The 19,067-nt window shown below is 66.4% G+C and carries 20 protein-coding genes; 5 read left to right on the top strand and 15 right to left on the bottom strand.

From position 1 onward, the window contains the following. Positions 1-8: 8 nt before the first annotated feature. From AC4BGB_RS04925 to AC4BGB_RS04910, 4 genes are read right to left on the bottom strand one after another with little or no spacing between them, the layout of a single operon-like run. Positions 9-992 (bottom strand): ParB N-terminal domain-containing protein, encoded by a 984-nt coding sequence (locus AC4BGB_RS04925; RefSeq protein ID WP_490545249.1) that lies wholly within the window; start codon positions 990-992, stop codon positions 9-11. Next, positions 985-1,824: a serine/arginine repetitive matrix protein 2 gene (locus AC4BGB_RS04920; protein ID WP_490545247.1), complete on the bottom strand. Its 840-nt coding sequence runs from the start codon at positions 1,822-1,824 to the stop codon at positions 985-987. The genes AC4BGB_RS04925 and AC4BGB_RS04920 overlap by 8 nt, the downstream gene beginning before the upstream one ends. Beyond that, a complete protein-coding gene (locus AC4BGB_RS04915; protein WP_490545245.1) occupies positions 1,821-2,195 on the bottom strand; it encodes a hypothetical protein in 375 nt (124 codons plus the stop codon). Before AC4BGB_RS04915 ends, AC4BGB_RS04920 begins: the two co-directional genes overlap by 4 nt. Beyond that, a complete protein-coding gene (locus tag AC4BGB_RS04910) occupies positions 2,192-3,109 on the bottom strand; it encodes a bifunctional DNA primase/polymerase (protein WP_490545243.1) in 918 nt (305 codons plus the stop codon). The genes AC4BGB_RS04915 and AC4BGB_RS04910 overlap by 4 nt, the downstream gene beginning before the upstream one ends. Positions 3,110-3,598: 489 nt before the next feature. Between AC4BGB_RS04910 and AC4BGB_RS04905 the strand changes: the two genes are divergently transcribed. The 5 genes from AC4BGB_RS04905 (at position 3,599) to AC4BGB_RS04885 (ending at position 7,197) form a co-directional block, all read left to right on the top strand. After that, positions 3,599-4,402 (top strand): hypothetical protein, encoded by an 804-nt coding sequence (locus tag AC4BGB_RS04905; RefSeq protein ID WP_490545241.1) that lies wholly within the window; start codon positions 3,599-3,601, stop codon positions 4,400-4,402. Then, positions 4,399-5,025, top strand: a complete 627-nt coding sequence (locus AC4BGB_RS04900) for a 3'-5' exonuclease family protein (protein ID WP_490545239.1) — start codon at positions 4,399-4,401, stop codon at positions 5,023-5,025. Before AC4BGB_RS04905 ends, AC4BGB_RS04900 begins: the two co-directional genes overlap by 4 nt. Before the next feature lie 249 nt (positions 5,026-5,274). Continuing rightward, positions 5,275-5,751 carry a VOC family protein gene (locus AC4BGB_RS04895; protein WP_490545237.1) on the top strand — a complete coding sequence of 159 codons (477 nt, stop codon included), beginning with the start codon at positions 5,275-5,277 and terminating at the stop codon, positions 5,749-5,751. 283 nt (positions 5,752-6,034) lie between these two features. Next, positions 6,035-6,649: a M23 family metallopeptidase gene (locus AC4BGB_RS04890; RefSeq protein WP_490545236.1), complete on the top strand. Its 615-nt coding sequence runs from the start codon at positions 6,035-6,037 to the stop codon at positions 6,647-6,649. Between the two features lie 266 nt (positions 6,650-6,915). Continuing rightward, on the top strand, positions 6,916-7,197 hold the full coding sequence (locus AC4BGB_RS04885) for a DUF4287 domain-containing protein (protein WP_490545234.1): 282 nt from the start codon (positions 6,916-6,918) through the stop codon (positions 7,195-7,197). Positions 7,198-7,865: 668 nt separating this feature from the next. Here the strand turns inward: AC4BGB_RS04885 and AC4BGB_RS04880 are convergent. From AC4BGB_RS04880 to AC4BGB_RS04830, 11 genes are all read right to left on the bottom strand, one after another. Further along, positions 7,866-9,659: a hypothetical protein gene (locus AC4BGB_RS04880; RefSeq protein WP_490545232.1), complete on the bottom strand. Its 1,794-nt coding sequence runs from the start codon at positions 9,657-9,659 to the stop codon at positions 7,866-7,868. Positions 9,660-9,787: 128 nt separating this feature from the next. Continuing rightward, the gene (locus tag AC4BGB_RS04875; RefSeq protein ID WP_490545230.1) at positions 9,788-12,835 is read right to left on the bottom strand and encodes a LysM peptidoglycan-binding domain-containing protein; all 3,048 of its coding nucleotides are present in this window, start codon (positions 12,833-12,835) and stop codon (positions 9,788-9,790) included. Between the two features lie 65 nt (positions 12,836-12,900). Continuing rightward, the gene (locus tag AC4BGB_RS04870; RefSeq protein ID WP_490545228.1) at positions 12,901-13,326 is read right to left on the bottom strand and encodes a pilus assembly protein TadG-related protein; all 426 of its coding nucleotides are present in this window, start codon (positions 13,324-13,326) and stop codon (positions 12,901-12,903) included. Then, complete coding sequence (locus AC4BGB_RS04865; RefSeq protein ID WP_490545226.1) at positions 13,323-13,763, bottom strand: TadE/TadG family type IV pilus assembly protein; 441 nt, start codon at positions 13,761-13,763, stop codon at positions 13,323-13,325. Before AC4BGB_RS04865 ends, AC4BGB_RS04870 begins: the two co-directional genes overlap by 4 nt. Next, complete coding sequence (locus AC4BGB_RS04860; protein ID WP_490545224.1) at positions 13,760-14,170, bottom strand: TadE family protein; 411 nt, start codon at positions 14,168-14,170, stop codon at positions 13,760-13,762. Before AC4BGB_RS04860 ends, AC4BGB_RS04865 begins: the two co-directional genes overlap by 4 nt. Further along, a complete protein-coding gene (locus AC4BGB_RS04855) occupies positions 14,139-14,321 on the bottom strand; it encodes a hypothetical protein (protein WP_490545222.1) in 183 nt (60 codons plus the stop codon). Before AC4BGB_RS04855 ends, AC4BGB_RS04860 begins: the two co-directional genes overlap by 32 nt. Before the next feature lie 44 nt (positions 14,322-14,365). Beyond that, entirely contained in the window at positions 14,366-15,082 is a 717-nt protein-coding gene (locus AC4BGB_RS04850) for a type II secretion system F family protein (protein ID WP_490545220.1), read from the bottom strand. A gap of 185 nt (positions 15,083-15,267) precedes the next feature. Next, positions 15,268-15,834: a type II secretion system F family protein gene (locus AC4BGB_RS04845; RefSeq protein ID WP_490545218.1), complete on the bottom strand. Its 567-nt coding sequence runs from the start codon at positions 15,832-15,834 to the stop codon at positions 15,268-15,270. A gap of 290 nt (positions 15,835-16,124) precedes the next feature. Beyond that, on the bottom strand, positions 16,125-17,609 hold the full coding sequence (locus AC4BGB_RS04840; protein ID WP_490545216.1) for a TadA family conjugal transfer-associated ATPase: 1,485 nt from the start codon (positions 17,607-17,609) through the stop codon (positions 16,125-16,127). Further along, the gene (locus AC4BGB_RS04835; protein WP_490545215.1) at positions 17,606-18,373 is read right to left on the bottom strand and encodes a CpaE/TadZ family protein; all 768 of its coding nucleotides are present in this window, start codon (positions 18,371-18,373) and stop codon (positions 17,606-17,608) included. Before AC4BGB_RS04835 ends, AC4BGB_RS04840 begins: the two co-directional genes overlap by 4 nt. Position 18,374: 1 nt before the next feature. Further along, positions 18,375-19,049, bottom strand: a complete 675-nt coding sequence (locus AC4BGB_RS04830) for an SAF domain-containing protein (RefSeq protein ID WP_490545213.1) — start codon at positions 19,047-19,049, stop codon at positions 18,375-18,377. Between the last annotated feature and the right edge of the window lie 18 nt (positions 19,050-19,067).

The raw sequence follows: 19,067 nt of genomic DNA, 5'->3' as shown, positions 1-19,067 counted from the left end.
GACGCGACTTAGGTGTGTGCCTGCTCCCGGGCAAGGCCGACCGATTCAGCGAAGGCCTGGGTCTCGTCGAGAACCCGCAAGAAGAGCGCCCAGTCATCGGGCTTGACCTCTCGGGCGATCGCACCGGCGTCGTAATGCTTCGACCATCCATCCAACTCAGCCCACATCAAGGCGAAGGAGCGCACCGAACGTTTCGCGTTGGCGGCAGCCGCAGCCCGCTTGGCCCGGTTCTCCTTGACCCGACGAGTGTGGTCATCCTTCGCCCGGGCGAGCGTCTCGACTGCCTGAGCAACGACGTCCTCGCCGACCGCTGGTGGGGTGCTCAGCTTCGCGATCCTCACCGCTGCTCTGAGACGCTGATAGCTCGGGTCGACACCGCCTCCGTTGCGGATGGCCTTCAGCTCCTCTTCGGCGACGTGGCGGAGGTAGGTCGACTGGCTGGCGTCTGCCGCTACCCGTTCGATCTCCGAGATCCGTTCGAGCAGCTGGTGAGAGTCCCGTTGGGTGATCAAGCGCGCGGCCTGGACCCGGGTCTTCCCGGGAGTCGGCTGCGGTGGTGCTGATTCAGCACCACCGGGCTGACCTGCGCGTATGTCGATATTACCCCCGAACTGGGTCGCCTGCTGACGCCGGGCGGCATCTTCCTGGAGGAGCCCCTTCATCTCCCTGAACAGAGCGGCCGCCTCCAGCGGGGTGAGCGGCTTGTGCGTGACGTTCTCGTCCTGCTGAGCGAGGAGCTGGTTGAGGTCGTCCGAGAGGCCCGTCCGCACCCAGACACGCAGGCTGTTCCACCCCAACCTCTTTACGGCCTCGAGTCGGCGCCGTCCGCAGATGAGAACGCCGTCCGGGGCGATCGTGACCGGTTGCAGCAGGCCCAGTCGCTGGATGGAGTCCATCAAGGGCTTCAGATCGCCCAGTTCGGTCCGATGGCGCACGCCGATGCGGAGCGAATCGACCTGACGCTCCAGTTCGATGTGGCCACTGTCAGACATGGCTGCCTCCAGCTGCGGTGGAGGCCGCCTTCTCGATCGCGTCGGCCACATCGACGTCGCCGACCAACTCATCGACTTGATGCCCGATGAGCAGTCGCAGGAGAACTCCACGGCCAGCAGCCGTGGCAACGTAATCGGGATTGGGGTTGCCCAGCACAGCACGCAGTACGTCAAGCCAGGACTCCTGGTCGAGCTCCAGCAGAGCTCTGGCGTGCTGGTCTCGCCGAAGTGACTCGTAAGCGGCGACCCGGTCGCCACTCCCGATGATCCTCGAGCAGATGTACTCCAGCCCGATCCGAGCGGCGCGCTCGGGCCAGCCAAGCTCCACGAACAAGGCAACCGCGGCGTCGAGCGCCACGTAGGCGTTGGTCGGATCCTCCTCGTCGAGCGGCTTGGAGGGATCGATCTGCTCTAGGTCGTCCTGCACCTGCAGCGACGGGTGATAGTCGGCCAGCTCGGTCTCCCGGTCGCTGAATCGCTCCGCGTCGTGGCACCGAGCCAGTCCCGCTCGGCGGGCCTGGTGGGGTGAGCAGAGCAAACCCTGGGCGCGTGCCTCGTAGATCAGGCTGAGTTGCACGGCACGGGTGACGACCGCCCACGGGTCCTGCGCAACACGGGCCGCCCGGGTCCGCATGACATCGAAGGCCGCCACAGCTGCGTCCGATGGTTCGAGTCCATGCTTGTGAGCGAGCGCGCCGTACTTCTCCATGGCGAACGTAGCCAGCTCGGAGGCCTCCGAATCGTTCTCCCATGCTCGCGGCCCGGAGTAGTGCAGGCGGACGAGTAGTAGACGCAAGCCCTCGGGCGTGGTGAATGGGGGAGGGGTGCTCATCTTCCCAACCCCTCGATCAGGGGAGCGGACGGTGATGCCGACTCGGGGCGCGCGATTGCTGTGCGCGAGATCCGCCGTGCTGCCTTCGTGGCGGCGGTCCTGGGCGTGTGTCGTGCTCGGCGGGTCAGTTCGGTCTGGAGGTCGATGCCGCGGCGGATCCACGGGACACCAACCAGGGTCGGCAGTTCGCTCGGGCGGACCCAGGCGACCGTCGGACGCGTGTGCTCGGGAGCCAGGTGGGCAGTCGTCTCGGGAAGCGAGGGGTCACGGTGAACCGCGAGAGAGTCAATGGCCTTGTCCGCCTCGGGCGCCGCCGACGTCTCGGGAAGGGCGCGGTCGAGGTCGCGCTCGTAGGGCTCGGGCGTGTTCACAGTCCCACCGCCTCAATCGTGTTCGTAGGGCGTGGCGGGTCCACCAGTCCGGGCCGCGCAGAGATCCGGTACGCCGACCGGATGGTCGTCAATGCTTCGCGCTCGGGGAGCCCGGCCGCGTGGGCGGCTTCCCCGAGCAGCGAGGAGGCCAGTCCGAAGTCGTGCCCCGCCTCCGCCATCCGGCACGCCGCCCAATACAGCCCCCCGTTCCGCCCGCCCTCGGGTCGACCGGCAACCCACGCGGCGAGCTTGTCCAGACGAGACCCGATTGCAGGAACGTCCGCTGGTCGACGCAGGGGGTGAGAAGGATCGAGAAACCTCCGCAGTCCGACGGCGTCCACGGGCCCGGGCTGGTGATGCTCAGCGGTCGCGATCTCCCGGTAGGGCCGGCTTACCCCGTCGTCATTGGCGACCCGGGATGGCGGGACGATGATGTAACCTCCATCGCCGCGGAAGTCGATGTGCCTTTTGGGGACCTGCCAGGAGCGCTGCTCTGGAGCAGCATCTCGCAGGAAATAGGCGTGTACGCCGCCGGACGGCGTTCCGACGAGCCATGCCCAGCGATCGACGAATCCGGCATGGCGGGCCTGCTCGAAGGCGGGGAACCCGGTCCCGGTCGAGTGAAGATCCACATCGACGACGTCGACGCCTGAGGCCGTGCCTGTGGGGACGCCGATGTTGGCATCAGGCCAGCGCTTCCACCACGTCCGGATGACCTTGGGATTGGTGCTGGCTTCCTTGAATCCGTGGATCGTGAGGGGCCGCTTGCCCGCCGGGCTGCAGGGGAAGACGGGGATGTCGCCTTGGACGAGATAGCCGGCGGCAGTGAACAGATCCGGTGCGGTCGTGAGGTCATCCAGCAGCCGCGGACTCCATCGATCTGCCGAGGCCTGCTGTGAGTGCGAGTGCTCCATAGCCACAACTGTCCGCAGCATGCGCACCAAGAAACGCCCGTCCTTGGAGCGCCCGCCCTTGGCCGGGCGCAGGGCTCGGGGGGCGTTCTCGCAGGTCAACGCCGCCCGTCCAAAGTTCGAAAGTCTGCAAGGCCCCGCAAACCGCGATAGGCAAATCGCGACGGCGAGCGACTCGCCTACTCGCTCAGTGCAGTAGAGGTGGACCTAGCGGCTCCCCTAGCAGGGCTGCGATCGCGGTGTCGGCCTCGTCCATGGACGCAAGCTTGGCTGCGCCCATTACACCCAGAATGACGCGGGTCATCGGACGGGCACTCATCGCGACGGCGATCGAGCCCAAGGCGCCCCTTCGAGCCTTGCCGTGTGCGGTCGTTTCGGCGGGGCTATGCCTGCGCGATGGTCCGACACGCCAGGCTGTGGTCCCCTCGGGGCCAGTGCGTTGTCGGTTCTCGGCCCTAGGGTGGCGGGCATGTTACGGATGACGGGCTGACCATGGCTAGCGAGCCATCGCTTATCGAGAAGCTGGTCACCTACAAGACTGCCGGATGGGCTCTGCTGGTCGCCGTCGCAGGCATCGTCTGTCTGTGGGGATCGAACGCTGACTGGTTCGATTCCCGACCGGTGCGAGAGGCGACTCTCAACCAGCTGGGCGGACTATTGGTGACGACCGGCGGCTTGGGGGTGCTCTGGGACCTCCGTGGTCGTCGGGACATGTTGGACGAAATCCTGGAGAAGGTGAAGATTTCGTCCGACCTCACAACGGCGGGGTTCAACCGAGCAACCATGGAGTGGATGGACGTCCCGTGGGCTGACCTCCTGCGCTCTGGTAAGGAGGTCGAGATATTCATATCGCGCGGCCGTAGCTGGCGCACCAACAACTGGACCGAGCTTCAGACATTCGCGACGGACAGCAGTCGGAAGCTGAAGCTCTATCTGCCGAACCCGGATCACGACGCCACGCTCAACATCCTGGCCATGAGGTACTCAAGCCAGCCCGAGAAGGAGCGAGAAGAGATCCTCGACACCGCCCGTGAGATGGCGAAGTTGGCCAAGGGCGCGGCTGCAGACATCCGGATCTACTACCGCGACGGGGACCCGACCTACACCTGCTATAGGTTCGACTCGAAGGTCATCATCTCGATGTACGCCAACCGTCGGGAACGCGGGAAGATTCCGGTGATGGTGTTCAACGACGGCACGTTCCACGAATTCTTCGTGGCGGACCTGGCCGCGATCAGGGAGCAGAGCGTCGAAGTGGCGCAGCAGGACCTTCTCGTCGAAGGGGCGACACCGTGAACAACTACGCCGTAGATATTGTCGCTGGGGATGTGCCGGATTATTTCGAGCGCGCTGTCCGCAAGGACGGGCTGGTCGCCTGGGACATCGAGACCAGCGGGCTTGACTGGAGGCTCGACCGCATTGGCACCTGCCAACTGCACGCCGTGAGCGCCGGCACTCTCATCGTCCAAATCAACGGTCACGTGCCTGATCGTCTTCGGGATCTTCTGGGATCGAGTCAGGTGACCAAGGTGTTCCACCACGCACCGTTCGACCTGCGGTTCATGAGTTTCCAGTGGAAGGTTGTCGCCCGGAACGTGGCCTGCACCAAGATCCTCTCGAAGGTCGTCCGCCCTGACGTGGACAAGGCTGAGCACAGCCTCAAGCCCGCATTGGCGCGGTACCTCGGAGTGGACATCGACAAGGGCGAGCAACAGTCCGACTGGCTGCGGACCGACCTGACTGAGGCTCAGAAGGCGTACGCCGCGCGTGATGTTCAGTTTCTGATTCCGCTCCTCCACGCGCTCTCCGAGGAAGCCCGCGGGAGTGGGGTCGCAGACATCGTTGACAAGACCTTCGAGTACATCCCGGTGCGCGTCGAAACGGACATCCGCGGCTGTGGAGACGTCTTCGACTACTGAGCCCACGCCGAGGCGTAGTGGTGCGCCGTGTGGGTCGTTCAACCGTGCGGCGCCCGGCATGGCGGAGGTGCTTCCTGGTCTCTGCCTGGCGTGGATTTGCGCAGCGGACGGTGACCTCGCCGCTCTTGTTGATCCACGTCCTCGAGCTCTCGTTTGCGCCTGGCTGCCGTTCAACGAGGACACTGGCCGCACCAGCGCAAGCGGTCGAAGACCAACCGTGCGTCACGACGACCACGCTACGGTCGGTGGGTGAGCGACGAACCTCCGGTGCGCGTGGCGCTAAGGGTCCATGATGTGTCCGGCGCTGCAGCCTTGTACGAAGAGCTTGGCTTCGTTCAGGCAGGGACAGTCCCGGATCCAAGCGGTCTCGTGCTGATGGCGATCCTGCGACGGGGACCGTTGCAGCTGCTCGTCGACGCGTTGGAGGGGATCCCGTTCCCCGAAACTGAGCGCGAGCGGCTCACCAAGGCCGGCCCTCGGGGTCTCGGCGTCGTCATCGGCGTCGAGGTGGCTGACGTCGATGAGATGGCCCGACGCTGCGAGGTCGCAGGATGCGTGATCACGGCGGGACCTGAATCTGCTCCCTGGGGCGAGCGTTACGTGGAGGTCGAGGACCCGTACGGGTACTCCTGGAAGTTCTTCCGTGTGCTGCTTGATCCGCCCGATGACGGCTTACAAGCGGCAGCGGACATGTGGTTCGGAACCGCGCGGGCCCCTGAGGGCTAAGGGTGATCGTGCTTCGCCTCTGACGCGTGCCCACTGCTTCTCGAGGCATGACGACCAAGCGCGCCCGGTGTCACGGTCCCGGGGTACCGGGGCGGCCCATCGCGCTGACTTGATGTCGCGCGCCAGCCATCGAGCCTGGCCGTCGCTCGCGAGGATCGTCGGGGGTTCCACCCGATCGGCGGATGCGTCATCCACCGCGAGTCGACTACTACTCCAGACCACCTGCGTCGTACCCGGCAGGAGCAGAATGGGTCGTCATGGAGGAGAGTTGGGGGGCCGAGAGTTGCTGACAGTCGACCTGGCATACCCGTTCGAGGGCCGCTGGCTGACCCAGAACAGCCCCGCGAATCGAGTGCCCAGTCATGGCACCACCCTGTTGGCTACGGCCTTCGCGATCGACTTCGTCCCGGTCAGCGAGGCTGGGCGAACGGCACCAATCACGCTGGAGTCGCTTCTGCGCCCGGAGCCAGCAGAGCGGTTTCCGGGCTTCGGGCGCCCCATCCTCGCGCCCGTCCAGGGCGTGGTCGTCCGCGTGCATGACACGGCGCCCGATCACAGGGCGTTCCGTGGCCTGCCGTCCGTGGGTTATGCCATCACTCAGCGCCGCAGGATGGCAGCGGGTTGGGTGGAGCTGGCCGGCAACCACGTGATGATCGAAACGCGCGAAGGCCCGGTGGTTGCGGTGTGCCACCTGCAACGCGGCAGCGTCCAGGTGCAACGTGGTCAAAGCGTTCGGGTGGGCGAGACCCTGGGGCGCTGCGGCAACTCAGGCAACACCACCGAACCCCATGTTCACATTCAGGCCATGGACCAAATGGACGTGGCGAACGCCTCTGCGAGGCCCATCACCTTCGGTGACCACCTGCCCCGCAACGGCCAAATAATCGACGCGGGATAGCAGCAACGCTCCGCGCCCAAGTCGACGCGCTCGCCAGAACGTGCGTCAGTGCGCCGCGAGCGCCCCACGGCCTGGAGGCCAAAAGTGTGGTGGCTGTGTGCGGATCTGATGAACCGGTCGACGTTCAAGAGCGAGTGGACTCGACGCTGCCGACCTGCGAGCTTCCACTGGGCTACGGGGCGGCAGCGGTTTGGAGAAGCGGTGCCGCGCCAGCTTGACTAGCATCAATGGCACACAACTAAGGCACACGAATAAAGGGAATCACGATGAGTTACCAGGCTTACCTCGACGCTATCGAGAAGAAGACCAGCAAGACCCCCGAGGAGCTGTTGAGGGAGGCCGCTGCGCGCGGGTTCACTCCGCAGAGCAAGGCGAGCGATTTCGCGGCGTGGCTCAAGGACGACTACGACGTCGGCCGGGGACATGCGATGGCGCTGTTTGGCGTTCTCAAGAATGGGGCGACGATCAGTGACAAGCACGTCAACAGCGGCACCACCCACTCCGATGCCTCCACCCAGTTGCGTTTGGACGGCGTCGACCGCCGTTGACGGAGTCGTCGGCCCGGCGGACGCCCTCGTTAGGAACTACCTTGATGCTGGGCATTGACGTCATTCACAATCGATGTCGTCCCGGCGCCGTCGGGGCGCGTCATTGCGCCGCTCTTGCTCGCCCTCACACGTCGCAGACGCACGTGTAGGCAGGCGTCCACTCGACTACACGATTCCGCGCAGCCACAACCCATGGGCACTCCAACTCATGAGCTCCTTTGTTCCAGACGCCGATCCCCCAGGGCTCGTCAAGGCACTCAACGCAGCAGGGCTCCGGACCATCGGTGTACTCGAACGCTTCCTGAGGCATTTCAGCCTGCAGCTGGACGGTCCCGCAAGCGTGGCACCAGCCAACCAAGGACTGTTCTGATTCCTGAGTCGTAGACATGAGGCCCACGCTACGAGTAGTGGCTGAAGCGGTCATCCCAACTCCGACCTTGTTGCGTCTTTCCACCGCCTCTGGGACAGGTCGATGCGTCCGCCCATGCGGAGAGTCCGACACCTTCGCCGTGGCGGTGCCTGCGTGTGAACGTGAGCCCCGAGGCGCCCAATCCCCGCCCCGACGAATGCGACCATTCCCAGCCCTCGCCGAAGGTGGAAGAGGCCGCTCATCTCTCGGCTCACCGCCGGGGGACCCGACAACCGCGCAGGCGACCGGGCATCGCCCTCTACCCGTTGGCCACCGTCTGGTTCGGTGTCCAACGCAACCGACCGCGGGTGGTCTCGGTCGGGATGAGTCTGACTGCCTTCAGACCCCGCTCCGTGGCCGTCGGACTTGGCTCCGCGGGCTCGAGCCCGATCGGCCCGATGACCTCCAGACCGAAGGTGAACACGAAGTCGTCACCGATCAGGTCGAACGGGATCTCCCACGGGACGACCAGCGTTCCGTTCTCAGCGTGGGCGGCGAGGTCCTGAACTGCTGCCTCGTGGTCCCCATGGAAGACGAACAGTTCGGGGATGCCCACCAGTGGTTCCAGACCGGAGACGGTGTCGGCGATGAGGCGGAGCGCCTCGCCCCTGTGCTGGGTCAGTGCGATGATGTTGGCGGGAAGCCCGATCGGGCGTCTGGTCGCGGTGCTGATGCGGATGAGATCGTCGACGGCCTCGACCACCGCCATTGGAATGGGAGATTTGCCTCGTAGCGGGAACGCCTCGGTGCTGATATTGAGGCTGAACTCGTCTTGAGGGCGAAGCAGGTTGCCTTGCGTCCAGGCCGCTGCGAAACGTATGGCAGGGCCTACACGTTGCACCGGTGCGCTGACCCAGCGCTCGATGTCGAGGTGGAGCTGAATCTGCAAATTGCGGTCGGCGGCCTCGCCGGGCCGCGCGTAGAGGTCAGCGGAGAGGTATCCGTCGGCGTCGACACCGTGGCGGTGTTCTCCGCCTCCGACCCCGCGGCCCTTGAGCCGGAACTTGAAGAGCCGCTCCGCGAGCGACGTCCCCTCCTCGTTCTCGAGGACCCACAGTGCCTGGCCGACGGGTTCGCTCTCGAGATCGCCGAGGGCAGGGCCGATCCGCAGCACCTGGTCTCCTTCGGGCAGTGACCCGCCGAGGCCACCGGGAAGGTCGACGTGGACGTTGCCGACGACGTCGCCGTGTAACTCGACTGGTGTGCCGTACATGTGCCACCGCTCCCATGCGACGCGTTGCTCAGGCGTCATCCGGTCGGGGTAGACGGTGTAGCCCCCCGGGATGCTGCGGTCCTCGAGGGCAGTGTCGTACTTGGTGCTGACGTGCCACGTGATGTACGGGTCGTCGGCGTTCTCTCGTCCCACGACAGTGGCGATCCGTCCGAGGACTGAGGTCAGCACGGGATGCTCCCGGGTGACCTCGAAGTCGTAGTCAAAGTGCGGGTCGGCCGTGGTCAGGTTGCTGTGGAGGTCGACGAGTGCGCGCGAGACGTCGGCTGGGGTGATGGCCAGCGGATCTGATGCCAGGTTCCGCAGATCGGTGAGCCCGTTGAGGTTACTCATCTGTGCGAACAGGTCTCGGAGCCGGTCCATACCGTCCCCGACGTAGTACTCGCGAATGTCGGGGGAATCGAGGAGTAGCGCCTCGACCTCGGTCAGTCCGAACACCTCGACGGGGAACGGGCAGTCGAGCTCGCCGGCAAGGTCAAAGAGCCACTTCTCCTGCTCGCGCGTGAGATCCATCGGCAGGGCCAGGTGCCACTTGGCGATCTCGTAGCCGAACGTTTGCTCGTTGTGCGTCCTGATTGCGCGTTCGAGGGAGTCCTTGATCTGGCGCTTTCGTGAGTCGTCGATCTCGTCGGCGAACTTCTTGACCTGGTAGTCCTCGACCTGTAGCTGGGTTCCTCCAGCTACCGGGACGAGTACGTCGAGACCGCCGTCGCCCTGGGACGGCTTAATGCGCCGGGCTCGCTTGTGGCGTCGGCACAGCCCGACGGCGATGATCCGCTCGATCGTGTCTGGGTCTGTTGTGGACCACGAGATTGCGCTCACGCCTTGCCGTCCTTTGAGTTGCACCAGCGGGATGTTGATGGGCTGCGACCATCGTCGCGGACCAAAGGGAGTTGTGTCGCGTCGATGTCGGGACGGCTCCGTTTGGTGCCGAAGCCGCCCAAGGGCCCTCACGGACGCCCGGTGCGACGGGGCTTGCTCCACCCCTGCTTCACTACGATTTCGTCCGTCCTCTCGGGGAGGTCGATCGGCGGCAAACCGTCGTCAGTTCGGTTGAAAATGTCTTCGGTCAGCAGGTGGGCCGCCTCGCCGTCGTGGCCCTCGGCGGCTGCCACCTTGACGAGGTCGAGGCGGCAGATGTCGTCGTACGGCGCGGCACGGCACGCGATCTCCGCTGCGTTGCGGGCCGTCGCCAGATCGCCCTTGGCCAGCGCGTCGGTCACCACGATGTGGGCTGTGTCGACGATGGCGTTACCGATCGTCTCGTGGAGGCGGTCTTCGTCGAGCAGCCAGCTCCAGCCTCGTTCTCGCAGCTTGTCAAAGGGCAGCCCGCCGACCAATTGGAGAGCCGTGATCAGATAGCTGATGCCTTGCGCTCCTCGTGCCTCGCCGCGTGCGCGGAGGCGGCGGAAGAGGTCGACGTCGACGAGTACGTCCTCGACTTGGTAGGTCTTCACGCCGGTCTGCTCGTAGGTGCGCGAGGCCGCTGCCGGTGGCAGGTGCAGGCGCCCGCTCCGCGGGTTGGTTCCAAGCCAGGCTCGCAGGTGTCCGAGGTCTGTGCGGGCGCGGGAGGGGCCGATTGAGAAGGCGGCCGCGACCGCGTTGCCGGTCCTGCCTTCGGGCTGCAGAGAGATGAACGCAAGCAGCTCCACGAAGTAGGGCTTGCGCTTCGCGACGGCTGGCACGGGCGTGCCGTGCGCGCCGGCTGTGACCGGGCCGAGCAGGGTCAAGCGGGGGAGCGGGCACCCCTCGCTGAACCATGTGGCCACGTCGTCGTCCAGCATCGGATCGGCGTCCTCGACGGTTCGGCGGATCTGTTTGGGGACGACCGGTGCCAGGGTCTGGACATCCTCGCTGGTCGCAGCTGCCACCCCCGTGTATTCATCCGCTGATTTCGGGAGCAGCGAGTCTTCTCCTGCCGGCCCATCTGCGCGGATGCGGGTCAGTTCCTCGCGAAGCGCTCCGGCTTGATCGGTGAGGGATCGCCATCCATCGGCGGCCTGGGTGAAGCTCGGCATGTCGACGGTGGGGCTCTCGCGGGTGAGGTCGACGATGGCCGCGGTGGCGCTTGCCTCGGCGCTTGTTAGCCCAGCGGCCACCAGATCGAGGTTGAGGTCGGCTACGCGGAGGTGCCCGTCGTTGGTCAAGTCGATCACGGTCGAGCCAGGGACGGGCGATGCGCTGAGGGCGACGACTGCTGCACCAATACGAGAGCCCGATGACATGAGGACGTCGGTGAGTTGGGCTGCCTCGTCGGCTGAGATGACGATCGCGACCCGGAAAGGGTCGGGGTCCCCGTGGCCTGCTTGCCCCGCACGGCGTAGGTCTCCCAGGAGTTGCTCGAGAGCTGATGTGTTTGGTGCGTGGTGTCGAAGTCGCACCGGGTCCAGATCGGCCAGTTCCTCACCTACACCGACGGCGTCGACCTCAACGAGGGTGGACCACGGGTTGAGGGCGAGTTCAGCCGCGATGTGGCGAGCGAGTGCCGTTGCCTTCTCGGGCTCGCCCATGAGCGTGATCGAGCGGAAGTGCTCGAGGTTGAGGAGGTGCAGCCGGTTGGTGTCGTGCTGCCCAATCGTCACGAGCAGGGGGTATGGCGGGAGCTCGTTTGGGTCCGGGGCCGAGTCCTCAAGCCGCGTTGTCCACACCCGTCCCTCGCCCTCCCACGGAGACAAGAGCTCGGCTGCTTCTGCGAGGTGGAGCGTGAGAGTTCCGCGCTCGAGGGTGGCTCTCGCCAGCAGGGGAAGCGATTGCCCCTTGTCCAGCAGTGTCCCGGCGAGGTGGCGGAGCACACGGTCGAGTTGCTCGATGTGGTCAACGAGGGGAGCTCCTGTCACGAGCGTGGTCTTCTCCGCGTTGACCAGCTCAGGAGGTGGCGGGGCGATGATCTGCCCAGGTCGTCTGTAGCGGAGTTGGGTGCGACGATGCGCTCGCACGGCGAGCAGAACGGCGCCGGCAAGGACGGCGCCGGCGCCGCTGAGACCCGGCATGAGCCAGCCCGGCATTGACTCGTCCGGGGCGCTTTCCGCGCTCTCGGCAGGGCCTACGGAGGGAGGGGCGACCGAGGTAGCGGGTTCCGATGGGGGCGGCGTGAGGGTTGGTTCGTCGGGGGGCCCGGCGGCACGGGGTGGCTTGTCGGCCTCTTTGGGCTCGGCCGGGTCGTTGTCGACGGAATGTGTGCTCGGGATGGTGAGCTTCCAGCCGGGCCGGATGAGGTCCGGATCGACCAGGCGCGCGCCGTCCGGCTGGGCCGTCGAGCGAGATGCGGTGAAGATCTCGCGGTAGCGGGTCGGGTCGCCCAGCTCGGCTTTGGCAACGCCGGAAAGAGTGTCGCCCGGCCTCACGGCGTACTCCTCAGCTGGCCGCCCGTCCTCGTCCATGAAGGCAACTTCTTGTGGAACTTTGAGGACGGTCCCAGCCAGGATGAAGTCCGGGCGCCCCTTGAGTACCTCGCGGTTGAGCTCGACGATCTCCTTGTAACGTGCGCCGTCGCCGAGGAGCTGATCGGCGATCTTCCACAGGCTGTCGCCTCGTTTGACCGTGTAGTCGTCGGTGGCCAGAGGGCGTTCTGTGGGTGCCGCTGCGGGGACGGGCGAAGGTGCCGAGGGGAGGACGGGCGCGATCGGCGCGACCTGCAGCGGTGGTGCGTCCGGGACGGGCGGAGCCAGCGCGGCGTGGGCGGGCGGTGCAGGAAACGCCGGAGCGATGGTCGGTGCTGCGACGAAGAGCAGCGCAGCTGCGGCGACGAGGTGGCCTGCGGCGCGCTGGGGGACTGCAAGGCCAGGGATCGCCGGAGCGGCGAGTCCCCATAGCTGAGCCACGGCCTCGAGGACGACGGACACGGCGATGACCGCCCAGGCGACCCAGGCAACGACGGCGAAAATGACAAGCGCGAGCGTGCCGTCGTCGGGATTGCTCAGCAGGGTTCCCAGGTCGTCGAGGTTTGTGTCCCACGGGGTGGCGCCGATGGCGACGAGCGCAGCGGGGAGGGCGATCACAACCAGGAGTAGAAGGAGGGCGGCCCCAAGCCCCTGGAGTCGTTGCCTGAATCGTTGGGGTTGGCTCATCGCTCGGTTCCTCCCAGGCTGCGGATCAGGCGCGCAGAGGCCTCGCCAGTGACTGGCAGGTCATCGATGCCGATGACACTCAGGAACTCAGGGTTGTAGGTGTCGGTGACGTGGACCGTGATCGTGTCGCCACCAGTGATCCGCACGGTCCCGGTCACGTGGGCAGCTGCGAGGTACTGCGCAGCTGCCCTCCTGGCGGCAACTGTGTCGACGGCGAGGAAGTGACCCTCGATGGCCGGCGCCGCTTGCACTTGCTGGCCACCGGCCCGGGCTGCCTGGGCCGCGACGTTGTGGGCCCGTTGCTTGGCGTGCACTTGTCCACCAAGGTCGACGGCCAGGCCGACGAGCATCATCATCACGAAGCTGGAGGTGACCAGCCAGATGCTGATCGATCCCTGCTCGTCGCGGACGCGGTTGTTCATCCCCGCTCCCTCCAGGTGTCGAGCGGGCTGGTCATGGTCGCCTCGATGACGCGATTGCCTGGGACGCCCGGAACGGACAGGTCGGACAGGTCGAGGCGGCACTGAACGGTTGCAGCGATCTCTCCAGGATCGCCAACCCCCTTGCGGAACTCCGAGGTGTCGACGCTGACCTTGATGCTCAGGCAGCGGATCTGCTGGTTCGAGAGACTGGCTTGCGCGGCGCTCTTGGCATCCTTCTGTGCCTCGGGGCTCGTGCGGGCGATCGAGGCAGAGCGGGCAGCATCCGTCGCGGCAGACTCGACGGCCTGGTGGCTGGTGGCGGTGCGTCCGCCGAAAATGATGAGTCCGACGAAGAGCATGAAGGTGGGCAACCCGACGGCGGCCTCGATGGCGGCCGACCCTGTGTCGTCGCGGACGTGAGGTAGCCACTTCCTCATGGTGCGGTGAGTCTCTCTACGGGCAGGGACGCAGACTGTTTGATCACCGGATCCCAGCCGGGGATGACGCTGAGACTGCGCCCCGTGACGGTCACCGTGACTGTCGTCGATGTTCGGTTGGCCGTCGTTGTGGTGCCAGCGAGTACGTCGTCGCCCCCGGCCTCAGAGATGAACAGTCGCGCCGCACTGATGCCATCGGAGCTGTGGCCGTTCTCGGCTCCCGCGGCGCGCGCGCCCTCCTGTGCGGCGGCGATCGCCACGGTGCGGGCGTGATAGAAGAGCGCGGCCTGCATTCCGAGGAACATCACCGCGAACAGGGCGGGCAGGAGGATCACGAGCTCGACCGAGGCCGAGCCGCGCTCATCGGTCCGCCGGTCAGTTGATGTTGCCGGCTTGACTGGTGACATATGCCTTCACCGCTGCCACGACGATGGCGACGATGCCGATGACCGCCACCGCCCAGAGCACATGCTCGGTGGTGACGGAGCCGCGCTCGTCGCGGCCGCGGAGCCGGACTGCGATCCTGACCGCGACAAGCATCGTGAGTATTTGATTCATGGTGTTGTTCCTTCCTTCGTTGGCCTTCCGTGGGGGAATGGTTGTCAGGTGTTGCTGAACATCCGCAGCAGCGACGGGGCGACGAGCAGTGCCATGAAGATGACGCCCAGCAGTGAGCCGGGGATGGTCATGCGTTCGCCGACGGCGTTTGCTTCCGCGATCTCGTCGTTGAGCATGGCTGTCCGCATGGCTGCTGACCGGGCTCGGAGGTTGGTGTAGACCCTGGCCCCCTCCTCTCCGGACAGACGCATGATGTCGGCGAAGTCGTCCAGCTCAGACAGGCCAAGTTCTTCGGCAAGGGCGTGCAGGGCGTCCCAGGGTGGTTGGCCTGACCACCGCGAGCGGGTGAGCTCCTCGCTGAGCCGGGTGAAAACCCAGGAGTCGCCGACCTCGGCTGCGGACTCCATCGCTTGACGCACACCAGAACCGTTGTTGCGTTCCAGCGCGACCAGGTCGATGTAGGCACCCAACGCACGAGAGAACTCGAGCCGCGCCTTCTTGGCGTCGTCGACCGCGTTGTAGTTCGGCAGGAAGAACATCACCCCTGCCAGCCCCAGCGAGGCTGCGGCGGGCACAGCCACCGGAAGTCCGAGACCGATCAGGTCGAAGAAGTACGCCAGCAGCGGTGCGATCAGTAGGCCCATGAACGCGAACACGATCTTGTCGCCGTAGAAGCGTGCGAGGGGGATGCGCAGCAGCGCCAGCTCGCGGGTGGGTGTCCGCACCCACAGCGCCGGAGGCAGTGCTCTGATGGCCCACACGCCGATTCGCTCCTTCCCTCGGGCGTTCATCACTGGGCCGACGGCGTTCGCGCCTCCCCGGGCGGGCGTGAGTCGGCGCAGCGACTCGGCAAGGTCGGGCTCGGCGGGCATGAGGCGTGCAACGAGCAGGACCAGTCCGAGCCCGAGCAAGGCTCCGCTGGTTAGGGCGAGCTGAAGTCCGGTGGTCACGCGGCACCGCCCTGGGCAGCGCGCGGGGCTGTCGAGAGAAACCGGGGGAGGTCGCGGCCGATGGCCATGTGCTTCATCCAGACGAGGGTCGCGACGTACGCCGCGAGCAGCGCTACCAGGATCACCTGCCCCAGGGGGCTCTTGTACGGCTCCACGTAGGTCCCTGAGATGGCGAGCACCACGAGTACGCCGACGCTGATCAGCGTCACCCATCGGGCCGTGGCGCGGGGCTTGGCGCGGTCGGCTTCGACCTCACGCCTGGCGCGGACGTCGGCGGCTACTGACTCGGCGAGCCCTTCGAGCACGCTCGCCAGGCCGGCTCCCCGACGTCGGGCGCCGAGGATCAGGTTGGCTGCGACGAGATCCCCGGTCGCATCATCGACCTCATCGGCGAAGGCCCGCAGCGCGTCCTCAGTGACCCAGCGGGCGCGGAGACGGGCGACGAGTCGAGTCACCTCCGGAGCGATGGCCCCCGGCGTCGAACGCAGGGTCGCGACGAGCGCTTGCTCCAACCCCACACCCACGGTCAGTACGCCGGACAGTGAGCGGGTCCATTCCTCCATCGCTTCGAGACGCTCGATGCGGGCAGCGGCTGATCCTGAGGACAGGAGTATCGGCAGCCCGACGAAGGCGAGCGGAACGACAACCAGGGCAAGGACCCAACCGGTAAGGAGCAAGGTGAGGACTCCGCCAGTAGCGCCCGCGAAGAGGAGCAGCCTGGTCCGCGTGGTCATTGACCGCAGGAGCGGCGGTCGCCTTCGACGGGGACGGGCGGGGGAGGGGCGCAAGCCCGCGATGAGTGCCAGCACGCCGCCGACGAGGAAGGCGCCGCCCAGCGCGGGGACAAGAACGATCACGACCGCACCTCCTGCTGCGCGAGATACCCAGCCAGGTCGAAGCCGTGGGCAGCGAGTGCCCGGTACTGATCAGGCAGCACCGCCGGGACGGCGGTGCCGTCGAGGTCGGGCGCGAAAATGTGGGTGGTGGCGTACCCCGTCTCCCTCTCGCCGGGATCCAGCGCGATGATCTCGGCGACCCGGCGTTGACGCGTCAAGGTGCCGTCGTCGTTCACGGCGCGCATCTCGAGGTGCACGATCAGGTCGATTGTCGAGGCGAGCTTGCTGGTGGCCAGGGCGTGGGTGATGTGCGGGCCGGCCTCCATCGCGCAGGTGACCAACTTCTGCAGAGCCGCCACAGCATCGGAAGCATGTGTCGTGGAGAGGGAGCCAGTGCCGGACTCCATGGCCTTGATCATTGCCCAGATCTCCTTGCCGCGGACCTCACCGACGATCTGGCGCGAGAGGTTGAACCGGAAGGAGTCGACCAGCGCCTCATCGAGGGTGAACTCGCCGGCTTGTCGGCCGTCCGCGCCGCGTTCACCAGAGCCGGGGCGTGCCTCCCACGGATGCACGATTCGATGCCGGTCACGCAGCTCGTGAAGGTGCAGCTCGTACTCGGTCTCGAAGGTGCCGATCGCCTCCAGCGGGCCGATCTCAGCGCACAACGCCCGCACGAGCGTTGTCTTACCTGCACCTTGGCTGCCAGAGACGACGATGCTCTTCCGTGCTCGGACCGCCGCAGCGAGGAACGAGGCGGCCACCGGCGTGAGCATCTGCCGCGCGAGGAGGTCATCGAGGGTTACCTCCATCAGCCGATGGCGCCGGATCACGACGGACGGCCGTGGAGTCACCCACGCTGCCGCCGCGAGGCGAGAGCCTCCGTCAAGACGCAGGTGAAGGCGCGGCTGCGCCTCGGAGAAGCTGCGCGCGTTGACCTCGCTACGTGAGGCCAGGAAGACGAGGAAGTCGATCAACTCCTCGTCGGAGTCGGCCACCTCGGGTCCCTCGACCAGCGACCCGTCGATGAGCTCGAGCAGGACGTTGTCGTGCCCGGTGATGATGATGTTCTCCACCCGGTCGTCGTCGACGAGCGGCTGGAGCCTGCCCAGGCGAAACAGGGAGTCGAACACGGCCCGCGCCAGGCCGTCCTGCTCGGTCGCAGAGAGCGTGCCGCCGCCGGCGTTCACCCGATCGGCAACGGTCGACTCAATGAGGTCCAGCACGATGGCACGGCCGAGCTCCTCCTGGTCCGCCTTGTCGAGCCTTCCCCGATCGGCTGCCACGGCCTGACTGAGCTGCTCGGAGGCTTGCGAACGCACTGCAGCGACCACCGCCCAGTCGACCTCGCTGCTGACGCGGTGGCCGGCAGCTGTGGGCAGATGCGGGAGCGCGCGAAAGTGACCTGGCGCATGATCAGTTCCATTGGTTGGTAGCGGCTGCTTGAACAGAGGTAGCCCGGCCAGTCTCACGTCGAGGTCGTCACTGCGCTCGGTCGTCATGACTGGGCCCCTTCGAGAAGCTCGGTGCGGCGTCGCCCGATCGTCGAGTGAATAGCCGCGATCGCGGCGGTGAGGCTCCGAGTCAGAGCGCCTGTCTTGAACTTCCGATGCGGTGTGGCCCCTCGGGAGAACACCGCCGCAGACTCCGGATCATCGGCCACCGAGGCGATGACGGGCAGGCTGACGACCCTCGAGACCTCGCCAGCGCTATAGGGCTGCCCCTCACCGACCAGCAGCATGCCGGCCTGATGCCAGTCCAAAGCGGGACGCTGCATTGACTCCGCCCACGAGCGCAAGGCCGAGAGCGCCGGCAGGTTCGTCCGGCCAACCAGTAGCGCAAGATCCGCAGCGTCGAGCAACGGTTCGGGTGATCCGACGAGTCCAAGTCTCCCGACGTCGACGATCACATCCTGTCCTGTCGACTCCAGGTCCGCGAGCGCTTCAGCCAACGCGGGCCACAGGTCTCTGAGAGCACCGGCTTGGCTGTGCGACCGCGTTCCGGCCACGTAAGAAACCTGAGTCCCCGGAATAGGACGGGCGACCTCTGCCAGGGCATCGCCGATGTCGGCTGGGGCCAGCGCCAGCTCGATCATGCCGGCGGCGTACTCCGTGGTCCCTCGGAAGTAGCCGGCCAACAATGCCGAGCCACCGGTGGGATCGGCCTCGACGAGCAGGACCGGGCGCGGCCACAACAGGGCCATCCCAAGCGCAGCTGTCGTGACACCGGGTGATCCAGAGGCGGAGGTGATCGCGATGACAGCCATGTCAGCGCTCCCGCGAGTCCAACACGATGGCGATGTTCCCCGTCGCGACCCTCGTGGCCAGGACAGCCGCGTCAGCGCGCGGGACCAGCAGGTCGACCACATTCAGACCGGACTCGTCGTCCACGCGGACCCCCAGGACCTCCGCGTCATTGACCAGAGGAGCACCGGCGGGGAGCACTTCGCCCTGGGCCGGTGTCACAACGACCCGAACATGGTCACCGCTTTGGAGCGCCAGGCCCGGAGCCTGAGCCGGTGTCAAGGCGACCCCCACCACGGATTCTCCTTCCACCGGAATCACCGCCGGGGCGAGAGAGCCGGTGGTCAGCATCCCGCCCTCGGCGATGTCGAGCGCGGCTCGTTGACCGACAACGCGATCGAACTCACCTGCTCGCACCGGCTTCAAGGCAGGGTCAGCACTGACCCTGACCCGCGCGAGGTCTCCGGCTTCGATGACGGATCCACGTTCGATACTGTCGCGAGCGACCAGAACCTCTTGAGTATTGGTCGTCGCTGTCCACGCCCAGGCGGCGAGTAATGCTCCAATGCAGATGGCCGCGATGGCTCCCGCAACCAGGGCAGGGCGTCGCCGCAGCCTCGGTGGAGGCGCTAGCTGGCTGGCGGCGGGACCTGACTCCTGATGGAGCGTCCTGTCGTCTCGAGTGGCTGTAGTACTCATACCCTCTGCCTCTCCGCT

This window comes from Nocardioides sp. Z30_9 (assembly GCF_058215735.1).
This window is presented reverse-complemented; position numbering and strand designations above follow the sequence as displayed.

Coding starts and splice junctions, on each gene's coding strand:
- AC4BGB_RS04840 (WP_490545216.1), bottom strand. CDS start 17,609: ATGACGACCGAGCGCAGTGACGACCTCGACGTGAGACTGGCCGGGCTA.
- AC4BGB_RS04885 (WP_490545234.1), top strand. CDS start 6,916: ATGAGTTACCAGGCTTACCTCGACGCTATCGAGAAGAAGACCAGCAAG.
- AC4BGB_RS04865 (WP_490545226.1), bottom strand. CDS start 13,763: ATGAGGAAGTGGCTACCTCACGTCCGCGACGACACAGGGTCGGCCGCC.
- AC4BGB_RS04910 (WP_490545243.1), bottom strand. CDS start 3,109: ATGGAGCACTCGCACTCACAGCAGGCCTCGGCAGATCGATGGAGTCCG.
- AC4BGB_RS04870 (WP_490545228.1), bottom strand. CDS start 13,326: ATGAACAACCGCGTCCGCGACGAGCAGGGATCGATCAGCATCTGGCTG.
- AC4BGB_RS04855 (WP_490545222.1), bottom strand. CDS start 14,321: ATGAATCAAATACTCACGATGCTTGTCGCGGTCAGGATCGCAGTCCGG.
- AC4BGB_RS04925 (WP_490545249.1), bottom strand. CDS start 992: ATGTCTGACAGTGGCCACATCGAACTGGAGCGTCAGGTCGATTCGCTC.
- AC4BGB_RS04905 (WP_490545241.1), top strand. CDS start 3,599: ATGGCTAGCGAGCCATCGCTTATCGAGAAGCTGGTCACCTACAAGACT.
- AC4BGB_RS04835 (WP_490545215.1), bottom strand. CDS start 18,373: ATGGCTGTCATCGCGATCACCTCCGCCTCTGGATCACCCGGTGTCACG.
- AC4BGB_RS04920 (WP_490545247.1), bottom strand. CDS start 1,824: ATGAGCACCCCTCCCCCATTCACCACGCCCGAGGGCTTGCGTCTACTA.
- AC4BGB_RS04830 (WP_490545213.1), bottom strand. CDS start 19,049: ATGAGTACTACAGCCACTCGAGACGACAGGACGCTCCATCAGGAGTCA.
- AC4BGB_RS04845 (WP_490545218.1), bottom strand. CDS start 15,834: ATGGAGGAATGGACCCGCTCACTGTCCGGCGTACTGACCGTGGGTGTG.
- AC4BGB_RS04860 (WP_490545224.1), bottom strand. CDS start 14,170: ATGTCACCAGTCAAGCCGGCAACATCAACTGACCGGCGGACCGATGAG.